We start from the raw sequence: 16,811 nt of genomic DNA, 5'->3' as shown, positions 1-16,811 counted from the left end.
CCGCCCCAAAACCGTCCCCGCTCGCGAGCGGAAGCAACGAGACTAAGCCCCCGAAGTAACCCGGTAAGCGTCGAACACCCCGTCCACCTTGCGAACCGCGGCCACCAGGTGTCCCAGGTGCTTCGGGTCGGCCATCTCGAACGTGAACCGGCTGACCGCCACGCGGTCGCGGGTCGTGGTCACCGTCGCGGACAGGATGTTCACCCGCTCCTCGGAGAGCACCCGGGTGACGTCGGCGAGCAGCTTGTGCCGGTCGAGAGCCTCCACCTGGATCGCCACCAGGAACGTGGACGCCGACGTCGGCTTCCAGCTGACCTCGACCACCCGCTCGTTCTGATCCCGCAGGTCCTGAGCGTTGGCGCAGTCCTCCCGGTGCACGCTCACGCCGCCGGAGCGGGTGACGAACCCGAAGACGGCGTCGCCCGGCACCGGGGTGCAGCAGCGGGCCAGTTTCACCCAGACGTCCGAGACACCCTTCACCACCACGCCCGGGTCCTGCGCGGTGCTGCGGTTGCGCGGCGGCCGGGTGGCGACGGCGGTCTCGGCGATGTCCTCGACCGCGCCCTCCTCGCCGCCGAAACCGGCGACCAGTTTCGCCACCACGGACTGGGCGGAGACCGCGTTCTCCCCCACCGCCGCGTAGAGCGAGGCCACGTCGGCCAGGTGCAGGTCACGCGCGATGGCGGTCAGGTTCTCGCCGGTCAGCATGCGTTGCAGCGGCAGGCCCTGCTTGCGCATCGCCTTGACGATCGAGTCCTTGCCGTCCTCGATCGCTTCCTCGCGGCGCTCCTTGTTGAAGAACTGCCTGATCTTCGTACGCGCGCGCGGGCTCTTCACGAAGCCGAGCCAGTCCTGCGTCGGACCGGCCGTCGCCGACTTCGACGTGAAGATCTCGATCACGTCGCCGTTCGACAGCGTCGACTCCAGCGGCACCAGCTTGCCGTTGACCCGCGCCCCGATGCACTTGTGCCCGACCTCGGTGTGCACCGCGTACGCGAAGTCGACCGGCGTCGAACCGGTGGGCAGCGGGATCACGTCGCCCTTCGGCGTGAAGACGTAGACCTCCTGGCTGGAGAGGTCGAACCGCAACGCGTCCAGGAACTCGGACGGGTCGCTCGCCTCCCGCTGCCAGTCGAGCAGCTGCCGCAGCCAGGTCATCTCGTCGATGTGCGCCGGCGGGCCGACGATCGTCGCGCCCTTCTGCTCCTTGTACTTCCAGTGCGCGGCGATACCGAACTCGGCGGTCCGGTGCATCGCGAACGTCCGGATCTGCATCTCCACCGGCTTGCCGGTCGGGCCGATGACCGTCGTGTGCAACGACTGGTACATGTTGAATTTCGGCATCGCGATGTAGTCCTTGAACCGGCCCGGCACCGGCTGCCAGTTCGCGTGGATGACGCCCAGCGCGGCGTAGCAGTCGCGGACCGTGTCGACCAGGATGCGGACGCCGACCAGGTCGTAGATGTCGTTGAAGTCGCGGCCCCGCACGATCATCTTCTGATAGATCGAGTACAGGTGCTTGGGCCGGCCGGTCACCTCGGCCTTGATCTTCGCCGACTTGAGGTCCAGCTGGACCCGGTTGGTCACCTGGCGCAGCAGTGCCTCACGCTGCGGCTGGTGCTCCCCGATCAGGCGGTTGATCTCCTCGAACCGCTTGGGGAAGAGGGTGCCGAAAGCCAGGTCCTCCAGCTCCCACTTGATCGTGTTCATACCGAGGCGGTGAGCCAGCGGTGCCAGGATCTCCAGCGTCTCCTTGGCCTTCTGCTCCTGCTTGGCGCGGGGCAGGAAGGTCAGGGTGCGCATGTTGTGCAGCCGGTCGGCCAGCTTGATGACCAGCACCCGCGGGTCCTTGGCCATCGCCACGACCATCTTGCGGATCGTCTCCGCCTTGGCCGCGTCGCCCAGTTTCACCCGGTCGAGCTTGGTCACGCCGTCGACGAGCAGCGCCACCTCGGCGCCGAAGTCGTTACGCATGTTCTCGAGCGAGTAGTCGGTGTCCTCGATCGTGTCGTGCAGCAGCGCCGCCACCAGCGTGGTGGTGTCCATCCCGAGGTTGGCCAGGATCGTGGCCACCGCGAGCGGATGCGTGATGTACGGATCGCCGGACTTGCGGTACTGCCCCGAGTGCCAGCGGGCGGCGACGTCGAACGCCTTCTGCAGGGCCCGGGCGTCCGCTTTCGGGTGACTGGCCCGGTGCGTCGCGATCAGCGGCTCGAGGACCTCGCTGACCTGCGTGCTCTGCCAGGGAGCGTTGAACCGGGCGAGCCGGGCCCGGACCCGGCGCCCGGTCGGCGCGCTGGCCAGGCCGAAACCGCTGGGCTCGTCCGAAGGCGGGAGTGGCTGGGTGGCCTCGGTGTCACCGGCGGGCACCGCTGGACGGGGGCTGGATTTCTCGTCGGAGCGGACCTGCTCGCCGGGCGTCGCCTCGCCCGAACCGGTCTGCGAGTTCTGGGTCGGTTGCACCGTGCCCTCCGCCGGAGGGGCGACGTCGCTGGACACCGGCCTCCTCAAACCTTCGCCAGGAACCCCGGCCGAACCCGGCCGGGGGAATCCATCAGGACCAGGGTTGGTCACCTTGGAACGCCCATCGTACCCGCACCGCCCTACGGAATGTTCCGGCCGAACCCACGAATAGGCAGGTCCCACCGGGCGAAGAACATCGAAGTCGGATCAAACGGTCAGCAAGGCGTGCACGCTGCGGGGACTCAGTCGCTCCCGGCCTTTGAGAAAGTCCAGCTCCATCAGCACGGTGAACCCGGCCACCGTACCGCCCGCCCGCTCGACCAGGTCCAGTGCCGCCCCCGCGGTACCGCCGGTGGCGAGCACGTCGTCCACCACGAGCACCCGCTGACCGGGCACGAAAGCGCCCTCGTGCACCTCCAGGGTGGCCTCGCCGTACTCCAGGTCGTACGTGGCGGAGAAGGCCGGGCGCGGCAGCTTGCCGGCCTTGCGGATCGGGACCACCCCGATCCCGACGGCGTACGCGATAGCGGCGGCCACCACGAACCCCCGGGCCTCCACGCCGGCCACCACGTCGAACGAGTCCGGCCCGTGGTGCGCGACGATGCCGTCGACGACCTTCCGGAAGGTCGGCCCGTCGCCGAAGAGCGGCATCAGGTCCTTGAAGAGGATGCCCGGCTTGGGGAAGTCGGGCACGTCCACGGTCCCGCTCGCGACCAGAGCCGCCAGCTCCGGCCCGCTGTCCCCGGTCACGTTGTTCTCGTTACTCACGGCCGACAGCCTAATGACATGCCGACGGCCCGCCACCTCCAGGAGGTGGCGGGCCGTCGGTCACGCGTCAGCGCCGCTTGCCGCCGGGCCGGTTGCCGGCCCCACCGCCGCCGCGGGTGGTGTTGCGCTTGGCGACCGGCCGGGCGCCCGGCCGCGGGGTGGTGCCGCCGGCCAGCACCGACACCTCGTCGGACTCGGTCGCGTTGGCCGCGCGGGCGCGCTCGGCCTTCGGGGCCACGTCGCTGGAGCGCTGCGCCCGGCGGGCCAGCACCCGGGCGTTGTGCGCCTTGATCTTCGGCTCCTGGTCCTTCAAGGAGCTCAGCACCGGGGCAGCCAACACGATCGAGGAGATCACGCCGAAGCCCATGCCGACGAAGAGCACCAGACCGAGGTCCTTCAGCGTGCCCGCGCCGAGGAAGCCGGCGCCGATGAAGAGCAGGCCGCCGACCGGCAGCAGCGCCACCAGACCGGTGTTCAGCGAGCGCATCAGGGTCTGGTTCACCGCCAGGTTGGTCGCCTCGGCGTAGGTCCGGGTGCTGCCCGCGGTGATGCCGCGGGTGTTCTCCTGGACCTTGTCGAAGACGACGACCACGTCGTACAGCGAGTAACCCAGGACCGTCAGGAAGCCGATCACCGTCGACGGGGTGACCTCGAAACCGACGATCGAGTACACACCCGCCGTCATCACCAGGTCGAAGAGCAGTGAGGCGAGCGCCGCCACCGCCATCCGCCACTCGAAGCGGACGATCAGGTAGGCGACCACCAGCACCAGGAAGATCACCAGACCCAGGATCGCCTTCTCGGTGACGGCGTCACCCCAGGCCGACGAGACCTGGTTGTCGCTCACGTCCTCGGCGCTGACCCCGAGGTCCTGGACCAGCGCGCCCTTGGCCTCCTCGGCCTCCGCCGCGGTGAGGGCCGACGCCCGCACCGTGTAGCTGGCGTCGTCGCCGTTGCCGACCTGCTGCGCCGCGTGGACCTCGGCCTCCGGGTCCACCGAGGTGACGGCGCGCTCGACGGCCTGCTCGGCCTCCTCCTGCGTCAGTTTCCCCTCGGCGGTGGCGACCGGCACGGTGAACGAGGTGCCACCGGCGAACTCGATGCCGAGCTCGAAGCCCCGGATCACGAAGCTGCCGATCGACACCGCGATGAGCGCGGCCGCGATGGTGAACCAGAGCTTCCGCCGGCCGACGATGTTGAGATTCGCCTCGCCCTGGTACAGGCGGGTGGCGAGACCGGGACGGGCCATGTCAGGCCTCCTTCACGCGCGAGGAGGCAGGCTCCTCGGACTGGGTACGCAGGACGCGGCCCAGGCCGCTGACCCGCGGAGACATGAACGCCTTGGTGTTGGCGAACATCGTCATGATCGGGTGACGGAAGAGGAAGACCACCAGCAGGTCGAGTACCACGGAGAGGCCCATCGCGAAGGCGAAGCCCTGCACCGCGCCGATCGAGACGATGTACAGCACCACCGCACACAGGATGGTGATGGCGTTCGCCGAGATGATCGTCCGCCGGGCCCGGTGCCACGCCCGGGGAACCGCGCTGCGCGGCGTACGACCCTCGTGGATCTCGTCCTTCAACCTCTCGAAGTAGATGACGAACGAGTCCGCCGCGATACCCAGCGACACGATGAAACCGGCGATACCCGCCAAGGTCAGGGTGAAGCCCATCGTCCGGCCGAGGAAGACCAGCGCGCCGAAGGTGAGCAACGCGGAGAGCGCCAGGCTCAGGAAGATCACCGAGCCGAGCAGGCGGTAGTAGAAGAACGCGTAGATCGCCACCAGGCCCAGGCCGATCGCGGCGGCGATCAGACCCGCCTCGAGCTGCTGGATGCCGAGGGTCGCGGAGACCGTCTGCATCGGGCCGGCCTCGAAGTTGACCGGGATCGCGCCGAACTTCAGCTTATCGGAGAGCTCCTTGGCGGTGGCCGCGTTGAAGTCACCGGTGATCTGCGACTGGCCGCTCAGCACGCCCTGGATCTCCGGCGCCGAGATGACCTCCTTGTCCAGGACCACCGCGACGGCGCAGTGCGCGCTCGCGCCGATCTGGGTCGCCGCCGTGTAGCACGGGTCGGCGCTGGTCGCGTTGAACGCCTTCCGGGTGAGCTCGGTCCACTTGGTCTGGCCGGCGCTCTTGAAGTCCAGCGAGACGACCCACTGGCCGGTGGTCTGGTCCAGCTGAGGGCTGGCGTCGGCGATGTCGTCGCCGAGAACCTCGGCCTTGTCCAGCATCACCTTGGCGCCCGAGTAGCACGCCACGACCTCAGCGTTCGGGTCGTCGATCGCGCCGTTCGGCCGCTGGTTGAGCTGGTCGCAGCTGATCGTCGGCACGTTGAACTGCATCTTCGCCGGAAGCACGTTCACCTCGGCGCCGCTCAGCGTGGAGAACGCCTTGAACGGCAGGCCGGCCTTCGGGTCGGTGGACAGGTCGACCGGCGCGGTCAGCTTCTCGGCCGCGGTCCAGGCCGACTTGCCGATCTTCTTCTCCACGTCCGCGAGCAGTGCCTTGTTCTTCGCGCTGAGCGGGAGCGGCGCCGCGGCCGGGTCCGACGGTGCAGCGGCCGGAGCGGAGGCGGAAGCGGCGGGCGACGGCTCGTTGCTCGGTGCCGGAGCGCCACCGCCCTGGCCGCCGGTGGAGGCCGACGGCTTCGCGGTGGCCGCCGGGGCGGCACCGCTGGGGGCGGCCGCGGGAGCCGACGCGGACGGTGCCGCACCGCTGGCGCTCGGGGCCGGAGCCGGCGGGTTGACCGCGGTGGAGGCGACGTCCCCGGTCACGCCGGTGAGCAGCCGGAACCGCATGTTCGCGGCCTGCGAGAGGTCCTTGAGCTGGTCCTCGGCCTCACCGGCGAGCGAGACGACGATGGTGTTGTTGCCCTGGATCACCACCTCGGCCTCGGAGACACCGAGCGCGTTGACGCGGCTCTCGATGATCTCCTGCGCGGTCTTCATCGCCTCCTGGGTCGGCGGCTCACCCTGCTGCGAGGCGATGTAGGTGGCCTGCGTACCGCCGACCAGGTCGAGGCCGAGCTTCGGCTCCAGCCGGTCGGTGAAGCTGCCCTTGGCCCCACCGGCGAAGAAGACGGCAAGATACAGGACGACGAAGACCAGACCGAGCACGGCGAGTTGCCGTCCAGGATGCATCTGTCCCTGTGGTGGTCGTGCCACGGCGTTGGGTCTCCCTGTGCTTCCGGCCGCGCGGCGGCGCGGCGATCACGATCACTGGCTGCCGTCGACGGTCAACGGCGGCCTGTCTAACCGACTCTGCGTCGGTTTTCCGCTGCGGGGCGGCACGAACCGACTCGCCAATAATGCCGCGAGCCGGTCCGGGGGGCGATTACGGTTCAGTCCTGCTTGTTCACGCGGTTCTCGACGACCGGGGTCTCTGGCTCCGCCACGGCCGGCTCCTCGATCTCCGGCTCCGGCACGACGTCGGTGGCCTTGCTGACGACGCGGGCGATCGCCGGGCGGGCGAACCGCACCTGGACATCCGGCGCGATCTCCAGGATCACCGCGTCGGCCTCGGCCTCGACGACCGTGCCGTGCAGCCCGCCGATCGTGACGATCTCGTCACCGGGGCCGAGCGTGTTCTGCATCTGGAGAGCCTCGCGGCGCCGCTTCTGCTGCGGCCGGATCATGACGAAGTACATGAACCCGAAGAGCAGGACGAGGATCAGCAAGAACGAGAAATTGCCGCCGCTCGCTTGGTCAGCTGCCAGCACGAAGAAAGCCTTCCGTAGGCCACCGGCGCGACCGTGGACGGGCGCCGGGGAGATATGCAGATTCCGGTTGGAACGGCGGCGAGTCTAATCGGTCAACCTTGAGATAACGAATGCGGCACACGTCACGTTCGCATCACGAGCAATAACCAGCCTTGCTCGCGACCGTGGAGCCCATATTTCCGGAAACTTCCGGAAACGAGGCGGCCCTGGTGGTCAGGTGTCCCGGGCGAAGAGATCGCCTTGGAACACGCCCGGCCGGCCGTCCGACGGTGGGGTCTTCCCGAGATGCGCCCAGCCGGCCTCGGTCGCGACCCGCCCCCGCGGCGTACGCGCCAGCAGCCCGGCCCGCACCAGGAACGGCTCGCACACCTCCTCGACCGTGTCGGACTGCTCCCCCACCGCCACGGCCAGGGTGGACAGTCCCACCGGGCCACCCTTGAACGACTCGATCAGGGCCCGCAGCACGGCCCGGTCCAGCCGGTCCAGGCCGAGCGCGTCGACGTCGTACACCTGGAGCGCGGCCCGGGCCACCTCCAGGGTGACCACGCCGTCCGCGCGTACCTCGGCGAAGTCACGCACCCGGCGCAGCAACCGGTTGGCGATCCGCGGCGTGCCGCGGGAGCGGCCGGCGATCTCCGCCGCGCCCTCCGCGGTGATCGGCACGCCGAGGATGCGCGCCGAGCGGTGCAACAGCGCGTCCAGATCCGCCGGGGAGTAGAAGTCCAGGTGTGCGACGAACCCGAACCGGTCGCGCATCGGCCCGGACAGCAGGCCGGCCCGGGTGGTCGCGCCGACCAGGGTGAACGGCTCCACGTCCAGCGGGATCGCGGTCGCGCCCGGGCCCTTGCCGACCACCACGTCGACCCGGAAGTCCTCCATGGCGCTGTAGAGCAGCTCCTCGGCCGGTTTCGCGATGCGGTGGATCTCGTCGATGAAGAGCACGTCACCGGGTCCGAGGCCGGTCAGGATCGCGGCCAGGTCGCCGGACCGCTCGATCACCGGCCCGCTGGTGGTCCGGATGCCGGTGCCCAGCTCCGCCGCCACGATGTTCGCCAGAGTGGTCTTGCCCAGCCCGGGCGGTCCGGAGAGCAGGATGTGGTCGGGCGGGGTGCCCCGGCCGAGCGAGGCCTTGAGGAGCAGTTCGAGCTGGTCACGGACCCGGTGCTGTGCGATGAAGTCGGCCAGCCTGCGGGGCCGGACGCTGGCCTCCGCGTCCAGTTCCTCGTCGCCTGCAAACGGTGAGACGAGCTCCTCGCTCATCGGGTCTTCCCCAGCAGCCGGATCGCCTGGCGCAGCAGCACCGGGACCGGCGGCGCCTCACCGTCGATCGTCTCGCCGATCGCGGCGACCGCCTGGTCGGCCTGCGCGGCGCTCCAGCCGAGCGCCAGCACACCCTGCCGGACCTGCTCCTGCCAGGCGCCGGCGAGCACACCGGCCGCACCGCCGTCACCGGTCGCGATCGGGCCGATCTTGTCCTTCAGTTCGACGACCAGCCGCTCGGCGCCACGTTTGCCGATCCCGGGGACCTTGGTCAGCGCCGCCAGGTCGCCGCCGCCGATCGCTCGGCGTACCGCGTCGGGGTTGTGCACGGCCAGCACCGCCTGCGCGATCCGCGGGCCCACGCCGTTGGCCGTCAGAAGCAGCTCGAAGAGCTGCCGTTCGTCGTCGTCGGCGAAGCCGTAGAGGGTAAGTGAGTCCTCGCGCACGATGAGCGTGGTGGCGAGCCGGGCCTCGGCGCCGGAGCGCAGCCCGGCGAGGGTGTTCGGCGCGCAGAAGACCCGCATGCCGACGCCGCCGACCTCGACCACGGCACTGTCCGGAAGGATCGCGGTGACCACACCGCGCACACTGGCGATCATCGAGAGCTCCTGCGTGCGGCGGCGATCGCCGCGGCTTGGATCTTCGCGCGGGTGCCCCCGCGCCAAATGTGGCAGATGGCGATGGCGATGGCATCCGCCGCGTCGGCCGGCTTCGGCGGCGCGTCCAGGCTGAGCAACCGGGTCACCATGGCGGTGACCTGCGCCTTGCCGGCGGTGCCGGAGCCGGTCACGGCCGCCTTCACCTCGCTCGGTGTGTAGGTCTGCACCGGCAGCCCGGCCCGCGACCCGGCCAGGATCGCGACCGCGCTGGCCTGCGCGGTGCCCATCACGGTCCGCGCGTTGTGCTGCGAGAACACCCGCTCCACGGCCACGCTCTCCGGCTTGTGCAGCGCGACCAGCTCGGCCAGCGAGCGGTCCAGGTGCAGCAGGCGCTGCGAGATGTCCTCGTCCGGCTCGCTGCGCACCACGTAGTACGCCACCAGCTTGCCCGGCCGCCCCGGCATCCCGTCGACGACACCCACGCCGCACCGGGTCAACCCCGGGTCGATGCCGAGCACGCGCACCACGGCCTCCCCTCGCGTACGTGTGTTCGACACCCTAGTACGACCACCACTTGCGCCCTCCGCCGACACGCCTCGACGATGGGTACCGGGAGGTAGTCATGCGCCTCATTCCACCGATGGACGACGAACCGCCACCGGAGTACGTCGCCTTCGTGACGCTGCGTCAGCGCGAGCTGCGCGCCGAAGCCGCCCGCCTGGTCGGCGGCGACCCGACGGCCGACCAGATCTACCTGGAAGTTCTCACCGACGTGGCCGGGCACTGGCGCCGCCTGCGCTGGTGGAGCCGGATCACGCGCGGCGACGCGGTGGCCGCCTATCTGCGGCGCCGCCTGGCGGCGCGCACCAAGCAGTGGCGCGACGACCAGATCTACGAGGTCGAGGTGCGCGTGTTGCGGCCGCCCGCGCCGGTGGTCCCGCTGGTCACGCCGGGTGGCAGCTTGGCGCTGCGCAAGGCCGCGGTCCTTCCCGGTACGGCCAGAGCGTCCCTGGACGCGCTGGCGGACGCCGAGATCGCCTGGGTGCACGCCTATCTGCGGAGCCAGTGGCGGCGGATCGGCCTTCACATCGGTGGCGTAGTCGTGCTGATCGGCGGGCTCATCCAGTACATGGGCTGGCTGAGCTCAGCCGGCGCCTAACCCCGCTCCGCCCGATACTCCGCTTCCAGCTCGGACAGCAGCAAGGAGCGCTCCTCGACGTAAGCCGGACCGCCGCCGGCATCGGTCAGCCGCCGGATCGAGACCATCGCGTCGTCGTCGGAGTGGTCAGAGGTCTCCTCGACGATCCAGTACTCCGGGATGCCCTGCTCGGCACACCAGAGTGCCTTGTGAGTGAACTCCCCGTCGGGCGAGTTCGCCGAGACGATCTCGACCACTAGCCGGTAGGCAGTACCCGGCAGGTTTGAGTACCTCAGCATGCCGGGCGGCAGAGCGTCGACCACTCCGACGTCGGGAAGGCGGCAGTCTCTCGGCCGGTCCCCCCGCACCCCAGGATCCTGGAACACGGTGAGACCGGCTGCATGGAACATGAGGAACAGTCGACCCGCCATCGCCTTATGCCAGAAGGTGGTCGGCGTCATGATGACGAGGTTTCCCCCGTGCAACTCGTACCGGTAACCCCTGGGCAGACGGGCGAGATCCTCGACATCGAGTCCCTCGATCGGTGGCAGGTGCAAACCTGGTTCAGTCATCAGAAGCACCCCCTCACCATACTGGTCGCGTGACCAGCTGTCACTCGTCAATAGCGGCCATGACCTCGTCGGAGATGTCGGCGTTGGCGTAGATGTTCTGCACGTCGTCGCAGTCCTCGAGGGCGTCGATCAGCTTGAACACCTTGCGGGCCGGCTCCTCGTCAAGCGGCACCGTCATGGTCGGCACCAGCGAGGACTCCGCCGAGTCGTAGTCGATCCCGGCACCCTGCAGAGCGGTGCGGACCGCCACCAGGTCGGTCGGCTCGCTGACCACCTCGAACGACTCGCCGAGGTCGTTGATCTCCTCGGCGCCGGCGTCGAGCACGGCGAGCATGACGTCGTCCTCGCTGAGCTCACCCTTCGGGACGATCACCACGCCCTTGCGGTTGAACAGGTACGACACGCTGCCGGCGTCGGCGAAGGTGCCGCCGTTGCGGGTCAGCCGGGTGCGCACCTCGGTGGCGGCGCGGTTCCGGTTGTCGGTCAGGCACTCGATCAGCAGGGCGACGCCGTTCGGGCCGTAGCCCTCGTACATGATCGTCTGCCAGTCGGCGCCGCCGGCCTCCAGGCCGGAGCCGCGCTTGACCGCGCGGTCGATGTTGTCGTTCGGAACCGACGACTTCTTCGCCTTCTGAATGGCGTCGTAGAGGGTGGGGTTACCCGACGGGTCACCGCCGCCGGTCCGGGCCGCGACCTCGATGTTCTTGATCAGCTTGGCGAACATCTTGCCGCGCTTGGCGTCGATGACGGCCTTCTTGTGCTTGGTCGTCGCCCATTTGGAGTGGCCGGACATGCGTAACCTCCGTGTCTACCGTGCGGGTGCGGCCTGGCGGACCATCTCGACGAAGTACCGGTGGACGCGAAGGTCGCCGGTGAGCTCCGGGTGGAAAGCCGTGGCAAGCAGGTTGCCCTGCCGAACGGCGACAATCCTACCGGCGGCGGCACCGTCGGCGACGCGGCCCAGCACCCGCACGTCGGCGCCGACCTCCTCGACCCAGGGCGCGCGGATGAAGACGGCGTGGAACTCCCCGCCCGCGATGTCCTCGATCTCCACCGAGGCCTCGAACGAGTCGACCTGCCGGCCGAACGCGTTGCGCCGCACCGTCATGTCGATGCCCTGGAAGGACTCCTGGTCCGGCCGCCCGTCCAGCACGGTCGTGGCCAGCATGATCATGCCGGCGCAGGAGCCGTAGACCGGCATGCCGTCGGCGATGCGCTTGCGGATCGGGTCGAGCAGACCGAAGGTGACGGCCAGGTTGCTGATCGCGGTCGACTCGCCGCCCGGGATCACCAGGCCGTCGACGTCGGCGAGCTCCTCGGGACGGCGGATCGGCCGGGCCAGCACGTCCGACTCGGCCAGCGCGGAGAGATGTTCACGCACGTCGCCCTGTAGGGCCAGCACTCCGATGTTCACGTCTCCCACTCTAGGCACCACGCCCGGCGGTGATCTTCCTCGGCCCAACCTCAATGCTGGCTCAACGGCCGCTAGGCAGCACTCGCGTTGGGCCGAACAGCTCTACGCCTGCGAACCGGAACGCAACCGGTCTGCACTCCGGCGAGGCGGAGAAGGCCCGAACTGAGGGGCATGACGGACACGATGGTGATTGAGCTCGGACTGCAGGCCATGAGCGTCGCGGCGAAGTTGTCGGCGCCGGTGCTGCTGACCGCGCTGGCGGTCGGCTTCGCGATCTCGCTGTTCCAGTCGGTCACGCAGATCCAGGAGGCGACGCTGTCGTTCGTCCCGAAGGCGGTGGCGATCGGTGCGGCGCTCCTGCTGACCGGCAACTGGATGCTGCGGGAGATGATGACCTTCACGACGCAGCTGTTCGAGAAGCTGCCGGCCCTGCTGGGCTGACCTGCGAAAAAGAGGGGCCGCCGAAAGGCGGCCCCGTTTGCGTAGGAGGGGTAAAGCAGGCCACCGGCAGGTCGATTGGCTATCGGAGCGGCTGTTGCCGCTTCGTAGGATCCCGTTTACCGACAACCCCGCACGAGGAGCCGAATCCCCATGTCTGAGAACCAGCCCGCCGTCGGAACCGCCCGCGTCAAGCGCGGCATGGCGGAGATGCTCAAGGGCGGCGTGATCATGGACGTGGTCAACGCCGAGCAGGCGAAGATCGCCGAGGACGCCGGCGCCGTCGCGGTGATGGCCCTGGAGCGGGTGCCCGCCGACATCCGCGCGCAGGGTGGCATCTCGCGCATGTCGGACCCCGACATGATCGACGGCATCATCAACGCGGTCTCCATCCCGGTGATGGCCAAGGCCCGGATCGGCCACTTCGTCGAGGCCCAGGTGCTCCAGTCGCTCGGCGTCGACTACGTGGACGAGTCCGAGGTGCTGTCCCCGGCCGACTTCGCGAACCACATCGACAAGTGGCAGTTCACCGTGCCGTTCGTCTGCGGTGCCACCAACCTGGGCGAGGCTCTGCGCCGGATCACCGAGGGCGCGGCGATGATCCGCTCCAAGGGCGAGGCCGGCACCGGCGACGTCTCGAACGCCACCACGCACATGCGCAAGATCCGCGCCGAGCTCCGCCGGCTGCAGACCCTGCCCGAGGACGAGCTGTACGTGGCCGCCAAGGAGCTGCAGGCGCCGTACGAGCTGGTCAAGGAGGTCGCCGAGGCGGGCAAGCTGCCGGTCGTGCTGTTCACCGCGGGCGGCATCGCCACCCCGGCGGACGCGGCGATGATGATGCAGCTCGGCGCCGAGGGCGTGTTCGTCGGCTCCGGCATCTTCAAGTCGGGCAACCCGGCGCAGCGGGCCGCCGCGATCGTGAAGGCGACCACCTTCCACGACGACCCGGACGTGATCGCCAAGGTGTCCCGCGGTCTCGGTGAGGCCATGGTCGGCATCAACGTCGAGGACGAGCCGGTCCCGCACCGCCTCTCCGAACGCGGCTGGTGACGAAACGATGAGAAGGCCCCGCTGAGAGCGGGGCCTTTTTCGTGTCCGGGATCAGACCGGGGCGGTCGGCAGGACGCCTTCCGCCGGGTGGGCCGGTGCCGGCACCACGACCGGCGGGAGGTCGGGCAGCGTCGGCTCGACGATGTCGAAGTACTCCGGCCGCTGGTGGCGCCGGTTGAGCCCGAGCACCCGTACCAGCACGCGGCGGCGGGCGCTGAGCGCGTCGCGTACCAGATCGGTGTGCACCTGCCGGGCCAGGACCACCCGCCGGCTGGTGGCGATCAGCGTGCGCGCCGCCGGGTCGCCGGGGTCCAGCTCGATGCCCTGAAGCTGGCGGGTGAGGTCGTTCTCGGCCGACTCCCGGTCACCGGGCTCGGCGTCCAGCGCCAGCCGGGCGGCCGCGTAGAGCTCGACCGAGTCACCCTGCTCGGCGACGACCGCGGCCGCCGCCGCGCGCCGCATCAGATGCGCGTCCAGGGCGCGCTCGGCCGCCTGCGCCCGCAGATGCAGGCGCTCCACTCGCTGAGCGGTCCAGCCGAGGTACGCCGAGAAGATCGCGGCCAGCACGACGACTCCCACCACCCACCACATGCCGGGCATCGTAGTGCCGGAATGTGTCGCACAGTTACGTGCCCTTACCGTGGTCTACCCACTCATCGTCGAAGACGCGCCCGTCGGTGGCCTCGATCGCGGTCGCGTAGACCTCGAGCACCCGGTTGGCCACGCTGGGCCAATCGAACGTCGCGACCACGGTACGAGCGCACGACGCCAGCTCGGCCCGTCGGGGCGAATCGTCGAGCAGTTCACCGAGGAGTGTGGTGAGCGCCACCGCGTCACCGTTCGGGAAGAGCGCCCCGGCCCGCCCGCCGTCCAGCACCCGCCGGAACGCGTCCAGGTCGCTGGCGGCGATCGCGGCACCGGCCGCCATGGCCTCAGTCAGGATCATGCCGAAGCTCTCGCCGCCGGTGTTCGGCGCCACGTAGACGTCGACGCTGCGCAGCATCCGGGCCTTGTCCGCCTCGGAGACCAGGCCCAGGAACTCGACCCGGTCGTGCAGCTCGGGCGGGATCTCCTCGAACAGCTCGTCGCGGTCACCCGGTCCGGCCACGAGCAGCCGGAGCCCGGGGCGCTGCCGGGCGAGCGTGACGTACGCCGTACGCAGCAGGGGGAAGCCCTTGCGCGGCTCGGTGAAACGGCCGAGGAAGCCCAGCGCACCGCCCTCGCCGGGCCATCCCGGCAATGGCGCAGCCGAGGCGAACTTGGCCACCGCGACCCCGTTGGGAATCTCCACCGCGCCGCCGCCGAGGTGTTCGACATGGACCTTGCGGGCCAGTTCGCTGACCGCGATCCGGGCGGTGATCTTCTCGACCACCGGCTGGACGAACGGCTGCGCGGCGGAGAGGAACCGGGATCGGGTCATCGCGGTGTGGAAGGTGGCGACGACCGGTCCGCGGGCCGAGAGGACGGCCAGGAACGAGAGGCTGGGCGAGATCGGCTCGTGCACGTGCAGCACGTCGAACTTGCCCCGAGCCAGCCAGCGCCGGACCCGGGCCGTCGAGAGGGGACCGAAAGTGATCCGGGCCACCGAGCCGTTGTAGGGCAGCGGCACGGCCCGGCCGGCCGGTACGACGTAATCCGGCAGTTCGGCGTCGTCGTCAGCCGGCGCCAGCACGCTCACCTCGTGACCGAGGTCGATCAGTGCCTCAGCCAGGTCCATGATGTGGTTCTGCACGCCACCCGGGACGTCGAACGAGTAGGGCGAGACGATCCCGATCCGCACAGAACCTCCTTCAGGACAAAGTCCGACTAGAGCCAGAGCTTCTGGAGCATGTGCCAGTCCTGCGGGTGTTCGGCGATGCCGGCCGCGAACGCGTCGGCGAGCTGCTGTGTGGTCCGTTTGACCCGCTCGTCGAGCGGGCCGTCGGCGGGCGGGGTGATCGGGCGCATCCGCGACACGGTGCGCTCGGCTTCGAACCAGAGGTCCACCGCATAGATCGGCGCGCCGGTGCGGATGGCCAGGATCGCCGGTCCGGCCGGCATCCGGGTACGCCCGCCGAAGAACTCCACCTCGACCCCGGCCCGGGACAGATCCCGGTCGGCGAGCAGCGGCACCACCCAGCCCTGCTTGAGGTGCTCGCCGAGCACGTCGAGCGGGGCGCGTTCGCCGCCGGTGAGCGGCAGCACCTTCATGCCGAGCTTCTCCCGGTACGCCAGGAACTGCTCGAAGACCGCCTCCGGCTTGAGCCGCTCGGCCACCGTGATCATCGGCCAGTCGTGTGCGGCCACCCAGGCACCGGCGACGTCCCAGTTGGCCAGGTGCGGCAGCGCCAGGACCACCCCGTTGCCGTCCTCGACCGCCTTCTTCAGCTGCTGGTAGCTCTCCGGCTCCATGAAGAACCCGTCCAGGAACTGCTTCCGGTTCTGCGACGGCAGGCGGAACGCCTCCAGCCAGTACCGGGCGTACGAGCGCAGCCCGTCCCGGACCAGGGTGTCCGGCATGTCCGGGCCGGCCACCTGACGCAGGTTGCGGCGCAGTCGCTGGGTGCCCGGCCCGTTCTTCTTCCAGGCCCGGTCCGCCCCCGCGGTGAAGAGCTTGCGGGCCACCGGCAGCGGCAGCGCGCGGACCACCCGCCACCCGGCCGCGTAGCCGAGCCCGATCAGCCGGTCCTTCACGCGGCCGATTCCTTGACGTCCGAGCGGGCCGCGCTGACCAGCCGCTGGAAGACGGTGATCAGCGAGAGCGCGGCGAGCACCCAGAGCGCCGCGGGCAGGCCCCAGGGCAGACCGGCCGCGCCGAGCAGGCCACCGGCACCGACGATGAGCAGGCGCTCGAGTCGCTCGACGATGCCGACGTCGGCGTTCAGCCCGAGGCTCTGGGCGCGGGCCTTGACGTACGACACGACCTGGCCGGCGACCAGGCTGATCAGGGCGGCGACCACACCGCCGTACGGGTTGCCCTCGGTGGCCAGGTAGTAGGTGACCGCGCCGAACACGGCGCCGTCGGCGAGCCGGTCCATGGAGGAGTCGAGGAGTGCCCCGAATTTCCCGGAACCACCCCGCATGCGGGCCATTGTGCCGTCCAGGGCATCAGTGAGCGCACAGGCGGTTACGATCACCGTGCCCCAGAAGAGGTACCCCAGGGCACCGAAGTATGAGCCGATCAGCACCCCGACGGTGCCGGCGACGGTTACCGCGTTGGGCGTGACCCCGATACGGAGCAGGAAGCGTGCGACCGGGTTGACGCCGTACGCGACGACGGCACGGGCCGTAGTTTGAACGATCTTTGCCATGGCCGTCTCACCATAACGGCGTGCGACCAGCGGTGGTACGGCCCGGCCCCGTGCTTGGCCGGATCGTCACCATCCGGCACAGTTCGGAGGGTGTGCTT

At 69.8% G+C, this 16,811-nt stretch carries 18 protein-coding genes; 3 read left to right on the top strand and 15 right to left on the bottom strand.

Annotated features, from left to right (window positions below; all coding sequences use genetic code 11):
- Positions 1-42: 42 nt before the first annotated feature.
- From I4J89_RS43595 to ruvC, 8 genes are all read right to left on the bottom strand, one after another.
- The gene (locus I4J89_RS43595) at positions 43-2,499 is read right to left on the bottom strand and encodes a RelA/SpoT family protein (protein WP_196420097.1); all 2,457 of its coding nucleotides are present in this window, start codon (positions 2,497-2,499) and stop codon (positions 43-45) included.
- Between the two features lie 171 nt (positions 2,500-2,670).
- Entirely contained in the window at positions 2,671-3,231 is a 561-nt protein-coding gene (locus I4J89_RS43590) for an adenine phosphoribosyltransferase (RefSeq protein ID WP_196420096.1), read from the bottom strand.
- Between the two features lie 67 nt (positions 3,232-3,298).
- Positions 3,299-4,480: a protein translocase subunit SecF gene (secF, locus tag I4J89_RS43585; RefSeq protein ID WP_196420095.1), complete on the bottom strand. Its 1,182-nt coding sequence runs from the start codon at positions 4,478-4,480 to the stop codon at positions 3,299-3,301.
- Position 4,481: 1 nt separating this feature from the next.
- On the bottom strand, positions 4,482-6,374 hold the full coding sequence (gene secD, locus I4J89_RS43580; RefSeq protein WP_196420108.1) for a protein translocase subunit SecD: 1,893 nt from the start codon (positions 6,372-6,374) through the stop codon (positions 4,482-4,484).
- A 200-nt stretch (positions 6,375-6,574) separates the two neighbouring features.
- On the bottom strand, positions 6,575-6,952 hold the full coding sequence (gene yajC, locus I4J89_RS43575; protein WP_309238737.1) for a preprotein translocase subunit YajC: 378 nt from the start codon (positions 6,950-6,952) through the stop codon (positions 6,575-6,577).
- A gap of 213 nt (positions 6,953-7,165) precedes the next feature.
- A complete protein-coding gene (gene ruvB, locus I4J89_RS43570; RefSeq protein WP_196420094.1) occupies positions 7,166-8,212 on the bottom strand; it encodes a Holliday junction branch migration DNA helicase RuvB in 1,047 nt (348 codons plus the stop codon).
- Positions 8,209-8,811 carry a Holliday junction branch migration protein RuvA gene (ruvA, locus tag I4J89_RS43565; protein WP_196420093.1) on the bottom strand — a complete coding sequence of 201 codons (603 nt, stop codon included), beginning with the start codon at positions 8,809-8,811 and terminating at the stop codon, positions 8,209-8,211. The genes ruvB and ruvA overlap by 4 nt, the downstream gene beginning before the upstream one ends.
- The gene (ruvC, locus tag I4J89_RS43560; RefSeq protein WP_196420106.1) at positions 8,808-9,335 is read right to left on the bottom strand and encodes a crossover junction endodeoxyribonuclease RuvC; all 528 of its coding nucleotides are present in this window, start codon (positions 9,333-9,335) and stop codon (positions 8,808-8,810) included. Before ruvC ends, ruvA begins: the two co-directional genes overlap by 4 nt.
- Before the next feature lie 98 nt (positions 9,336-9,433).
- Here ruvC and I4J89_RS43555 point away from each other — a divergent pair, with 98 nt between their 5' ends.
- A complete protein-coding gene (locus I4J89_RS43555; protein WP_196420092.1) occupies positions 9,434-9,970 on the top strand; it encodes a hypothetical protein in 537 nt (178 codons plus the stop codon).
- Here I4J89_RS43555 and I4J89_RS43550 read toward each other — a convergent pair.
- From I4J89_RS43550 to pdxT, 3 genes are read right to left on the bottom strand one after another with little or no spacing between them, the layout of a single operon-like run.
- Positions 9,967-10,521, bottom strand: coding sequence for a Uma2 family endonuclease (locus I4J89_RS43550; protein WP_230860594.1), 555 nt, complete (start codon positions 10,519-10,521; stop codon positions 9,967-9,969). The two genes, I4J89_RS43555 and I4J89_RS43550, sit on opposite strands and share 4 nt — an antisense overlap.
- Before the next feature lie 40 nt (positions 10,522-10,561).
- Positions 10,562-11,314 carry a YebC/PmpR family DNA-binding transcriptional regulator gene (locus tag I4J89_RS43545; RefSeq protein ID WP_196420090.1) on the bottom strand — a complete coding sequence of 251 codons (753 nt, stop codon included), beginning with the start codon at positions 11,312-11,314 and terminating at the stop codon, positions 10,562-10,564.
- Between the two features lie 15 nt (positions 11,315-11,329).
- Positions 11,330-11,935 (bottom strand): pyridoxal 5'-phosphate synthase glutaminase subunit PdxT, encoded by a 606-nt coding sequence (pdxT, locus tag I4J89_RS43540; protein WP_196420089.1) that lies wholly within the window; start codon positions 11,933-11,935, stop codon positions 11,330-11,332.
- A gap of 171 nt (positions 11,936-12,106) precedes the next feature.
- On the opposite strand from pdxT, the gene fliQ reads away from it, so the two are divergent.
- Positions 12,107-12,376, top strand: a complete 270-nt coding sequence (fliQ, locus tag I4J89_RS43535; RefSeq protein ID WP_196420088.1) for a flagellar biosynthesis protein FliQ — start codon at positions 12,107-12,109, stop codon at positions 12,374-12,376.
- A 150-nt stretch (positions 12,377-12,526) separates the two neighbouring features.
- Positions 12,527-13,423 carry a pyridoxal 5'-phosphate synthase lyase subunit PdxS gene (gene pdxS, locus I4J89_RS43530; RefSeq protein WP_196420087.1) on the top strand — a complete coding sequence of 299 codons (897 nt, stop codon included), beginning with the start codon at positions 12,527-12,529 and terminating at the stop codon, positions 13,421-13,423.
- Between the two features lie 51 nt (positions 13,424-13,474).
- Here pdxS and I4J89_RS43525 read toward each other — a convergent pair whose 3' ends face one another.
- From I4J89_RS43525 to pgsA, 4 genes are read right to left on the bottom strand one after another with little or no spacing between them, the layout of a single operon-like run.
- Positions 13,475-14,023 (bottom strand): hypothetical protein, encoded by a 549-nt coding sequence (locus I4J89_RS43525; protein ID WP_196420086.1) that lies wholly within the window; start codon positions 14,021-14,023, stop codon positions 13,475-13,477.
- 25 nt (positions 14,024-14,048) lie between these two features.
- Entirely contained in the window at positions 14,049-15,203 is a 1,155-nt protein-coding gene (locus I4J89_RS43520) for a glycosyltransferase family 4 protein (protein WP_196420085.1), read from the bottom strand.
- 26 nt (positions 15,204-15,229) lie between these two features.
- Positions 15,230-16,096, bottom strand: a complete 867-nt coding sequence (locus I4J89_RS43515) for a phosphatidylinositol mannoside acyltransferase (RefSeq protein ID WP_196420084.1) — start codon at positions 16,094-16,096, stop codon at positions 15,230-15,232.
- Complete coding sequence (pgsA, locus tag I4J89_RS43510) at positions 16,093-16,713, bottom strand: phosphatidylinositol phosphate synthase (protein WP_196420083.1); 621 nt, start codon at positions 16,711-16,713, stop codon at positions 16,093-16,095. The genes I4J89_RS43515 and pgsA overlap by 4 nt, the downstream gene beginning before the upstream one ends.
- Between the last annotated feature and the right edge of the window lie 98 nt (positions 16,714-16,811).

The sequence above is a fragment of the Actinoplanes aureus genome, from assembly GCF_015704865.1.
Taxonomy (GTDB): domain Bacteria; phylum Actinomycetota; class Actinomycetes; order Mycobacteriales; family Micromonosporaceae; genus Actinoplanes; species Actinoplanes aureus.
Note: the sequence above shows the minus strand (reverse complement) of the source record. Positions and strands in the feature narration are given on the sequence as shown.

What these genes read in the sequence shown, in the direction of transcription:
- secF (WP_196420095.1), bottom strand. Translation starts at nt 4,480, where the DNA reads ATGGCCCGTCCCGGTCTCGCCACCCGCCTGTACCAGGGCGAGGCGAAT.
- secD (WP_196420108.1), bottom strand. Translation starts at nt 6,374, where the DNA reads ATGCATCCTGGACGGCAACTCGCCGTGCTCGGTCTGGTCTTCGTCGTC.
- ruvB (WP_196420094.1), bottom strand. Translation starts at nt 8,212, where the DNA reads ATGAGCGAGGAGCTCGTCTCACCGTTTGCAGGCGACGAGGAACTGGAC.
- ruvA (WP_196420093.1), bottom strand. Translation starts at nt 8,811, where the DNA reads ATGATCGCCAGTGTGCGCGGTGTGGTCACCGCGATCCTTCCGGACAGT.
- I4J89_RS43555 (WP_196420092.1), top strand. Translation starts at nt 9,434, where the DNA reads ATGCGCCTCATTCCACCGATGGACGACGAACCGCCACCGGAGTACGTC.
- I4J89_RS43550 (WP_230860594.1), bottom strand. Translation starts at nt 10,521, where the DNA reads ATGACTGAACCAGGTTTGCACCTGCCACCGATCGAGGGACTCGATGTC.
- I4J89_RS43545 (WP_196420090.1), bottom strand. Translation starts at nt 11,314, where the DNA reads ATGTCCGGCCACTCCAAATGGGCGACGACCAAGCACAAGAAGGCCGTC.
- fliQ (WP_196420088.1), top strand. Translation starts at nt 12,107, where the DNA reads ATGACGGACACGATGGTGATTGAGCTCGGACTGCAGGCCATGAGCGTC.
- pdxS (WP_196420087.1), top strand. Translation starts at nt 12,527, where the DNA reads ATGTCTGAGAACCAGCCCGCCGTCGGAACCGCCCGCGTCAAGCGCGGC.
- I4J89_RS43525 (WP_196420086.1), bottom strand. Translation starts at nt 14,023, where the DNA reads ATGCCCGGCATGTGGTGGGTGGTGGGAGTCGTCGTGCTGGCCGCGATC.
- pgsA (WP_196420083.1), bottom strand. Translation starts at nt 16,713, where the DNA reads ATGGCAAAGATCGTTCAAACTACGGCCCGTGCCGTCGTCGCGTACGGC.